Origin of the sequence: Dietzia maris, from assembly GCF_014144855.1 — a bacterium.
GTDB lineage: Bacteria > Actinomycetota > Actinomycetes > Mycobacteriales > Mycobacteriaceae > Dietzia > Dietzia kunjamensis.
Map to the genome: position 1 here is coordinate 1 of NZ_JAALDN010000438.1, position 2701 is coordinate 2701.

At 71.0% G+C, this 2701-nt stretch carries 4 protein-coding genes; all 4 read right to left on the reverse strand.

Going from position 1 to position 2701, the window contains the following annotated elements:
- On the reverse strand, positions 1–668 hold a 668-nt coding region (locus G6024_RS13870; protein ID WP_182640394.1), incomplete at its 3' end, for a 1-acyl-sn-glycerol-3-phosphate acyltransferase.
- On the reverse strand, positions 665–1861 hold the full coding sequence (locus G6024_RS13875; RefSeq protein ID WP_159148959.1) for an NAD-dependent epimerase/dehydratase family protein: 1197 nt from the start codon (positions 1859–1861) through the stop codon (positions 665–667). The genes G6024_RS13870 and G6024_RS13875, both read right to left, overlap by 4 nt.
- 203 nt (positions 1862–2064) lie before the next feature.
- The gene (locus tag G6024_RS13880; protein ID WP_003855542.1) at positions 2065–2166 is read right to left on the reverse strand and encodes a 30S ribosomal protein bS22; all 102 of its coding nucleotides are present in this window, start codon (positions 2164–2166) and stop codon (positions 2065–2067) included.
- Between the two features lie 182 nt (positions 2167–2348).
- Complete coding sequence (locus G6024_RS13885) at positions 2349–2570, reverse strand: helix-turn-helix domain-containing protein (RefSeq protein WP_067718677.1); 222 nt, start codon at positions 2568–2570, stop codon at positions 2349–2351.
- Between the last annotated feature and the right edge of the window lie 131 nt (positions 2571–2701).

Here is a 2701-nt window from a genome sequence, read left to right on the forward strand (position 1 = left end):
GCGGCACAGGCCAGGGTCGCCCCCGCCCGGCGGGCCAGCGGCGCGGACACCGGCAGCGACATGGCCAGGTCGGCGGCGAGCAGACGCAGGGCGCGTCCGGCGTGGTCGTGGACGGCGACGGTGGTCATCATCCCGTCGAGCGGAAGGACGCCGGCATGGTTGGAGACGATCAGGCCGGCGCCGTCGGCGGGGATGTTCTCGGCACCGATCACCTCGACCCGGAACCAGTGCTCGAACAGCGGCCGCCACAGGGGCAGCCACACGTTGGTGTGGAAGTGCTCGTCGAACCCGAACTCGTCGACCTCGTACCCGCCGGTGACACGGGTGGCCAAGAGCTCGCCGGCGGCGTTGACGGCGTCGGCGAGGGTGGACAGGGCGCTGACGTCGCCGGTCGCGAGCATCGTGTCGACACCGCGGGTCAGTTCGCGGACGGGCGCCAGGACCTCGGCGTCGAGGGGCAGTGCGTCGACCACCTGACCGATCGAGCTGCGCAGGGAGGTGAGGAACCTGTCGACGATCCTGCCGAGCTCGGTGGCCGCGGCATCGCTGTTGGTGGTCTCCCCTACGAAGCCCTCGCCGACGGTTCGGTAACCGGGGGCGTCGCGTCGGCCCTCTCCCCAGCGGGGGCCGCCGAGTGGTTGGGACAGGTCGAATTCCGGGCCCTTCACGGCGCCCCCTCCTCGATCGGGTCGGGCTCGTTCGTCTCCGGCCGGTTCGAATCGGGCTCGATCGGCTCCGGCAGGGCACCGATCGACTCGAGCTCGCCGATGGTGGAGTTCACGCCCGCGCGCAGACGCCTGGCCACCGGGCCCGGCAGCCTCGTGGCGATCTTGGCGGTCTTGCGCTCGAGGGAGGCGCGGGTGATCAGCGGCTCGGCGCCGGAGTCCACGAGGTAGGCGTGGAGGGCCTCCTCGGTGGTGTACCGGGGCGTGAACCCGAACTCGGTGCGCATCCGCGTGGTGTCCATGGTGCGGCCGTACCGCAGGTAGCGCAGCTGCGAGGGCCCGATGTCGCGCAGTCCCTGGCTGGAGAGCAACCGGGCCGCCAGCTTGAACGTCTGCGGCATCACCGGCAGCGGGATGTGCCCGGCCCGGCGGATGGCCTGCGTCAGGGTGAGGATGCCGTCACCGGCGATGTTGTACGTCCCGGGGGGCGCGCCCGTCGCGGCGTGCAGCAGCGCGTCCAGGGCGTCCTGCGGGTGCAGCAGCTGGATGCGCGGGTCGTACCCGGCCAGCACCGGCGCCACCGACGGCAGCAGCAGCTCGCCGACCACCGTGGGCTCGGGCAGCCCGAGGATGGCGGGGATGCGCAGGATCGTCACGTCGATGTCCGGGCGCTTGCGGGACATCCCCCGCACGTAGCCCTCGACCGACGAGTGGTCGAGGGGGATGCCGCCGCTGGGCAGGCGCCGGGCGGCCATGTCCTCGGTGAACATCGCCGGGTCGACCCCCGAGGAGCCGTACACCGAGGTCGACGAGATGAGCACGAACCGCTTGACCGTCGCGGCCCGCCCGCACGCGGCGATCACGTGCATGGAGCCCATGATGTTGGCCTCCTTGACGGCTGCGCGGCCGCCGGGGGCGAAGTCGGTGTGGTGGAGCCCGGCGTGCACAACCGTGTCGATGCCGGCCTCGCGCAGGATCCCCTGCAGGCGTGGCGACTGCGGGTCGAGGCGCACGAACTCGGCGTCGCGCATCCGTCGGCGGTGCTGCGGCGACGGCTTGACCGAGTCGATGGCCAGGACGCGCTCGACGGAGTCGTTGCGCAGCAGCATGCCGACCAGGTGGGCGCCGAGATACCGGCTACCGCCCACGACCGCGACGGCGCGAGCCGGGCTACGGGCTGGCAGTTCGGTGTCCACCCGGCCGAGTCTAACTGCGGACCCCCCTGCCCATGTGCGCGGACCTCGCCGCCGACGCCGGCCGAGCGGCGCCCCGCCCTGCCCTGCCCCGCCCTGCCCCGAGTCGACACCCCGCCCCGAAATACACCGATGCCCGCCACCACTGTGGGTGACGGGCATCCGCTACAGGCGTGAGTCCGGGCGCTACCGAGGCGCCGCCGGACTCACTTACCGAGTTTGCGACGCTGCACGCGGGTACGGCGGAGCATCTTGCGGTGCTTCTTCTTGGACATACGCTTGCGGCGCTTCTTGATCACAGAACCCATATCGGGGTCACCTACCTGTCGACTACTGGTCTGGGGCCTTACAGCCCGCGAAGGGCCTTGACTTGCGCTCCGGCGCCTGAGAGCGAGCTCGAAAGCCGGGACGGAACCCATCCAGACTACCTCTCGCTCCCCGCGGCCACGAAAACGGGCCGGACACCGCCCCGCCGGGGCGGTTCAGTGCGTCAGCCCGCGGAGAAGTACGACGTGTCGAGGTACTCGTGCACGGCCTTGGAGTGGACCCGGAACGACCGCCCCACCCGCACGGCGGGCAGTTCGCCCGAGTGGACGAGCCTGTAGACCGTCATCTTGGACACGCGCATCAGCGCGGCGACCTCGGCCACGGTGAGGAACTGCGAGCCCCCCGCCGCCTGTGCGCCGCTATCGGTCTTGTCGGTAGTCGCCATCGTCACAACCCTTCGTGGCACGCGTCGTGCCGCAGGCTTCCCCTCCTGCGGTACGGACACGCACGTGCTGGGTATGAGCCTAGCGTGAATGGTGTGATCAATGCGACGGGAGTGGGCGAATTACATCGACG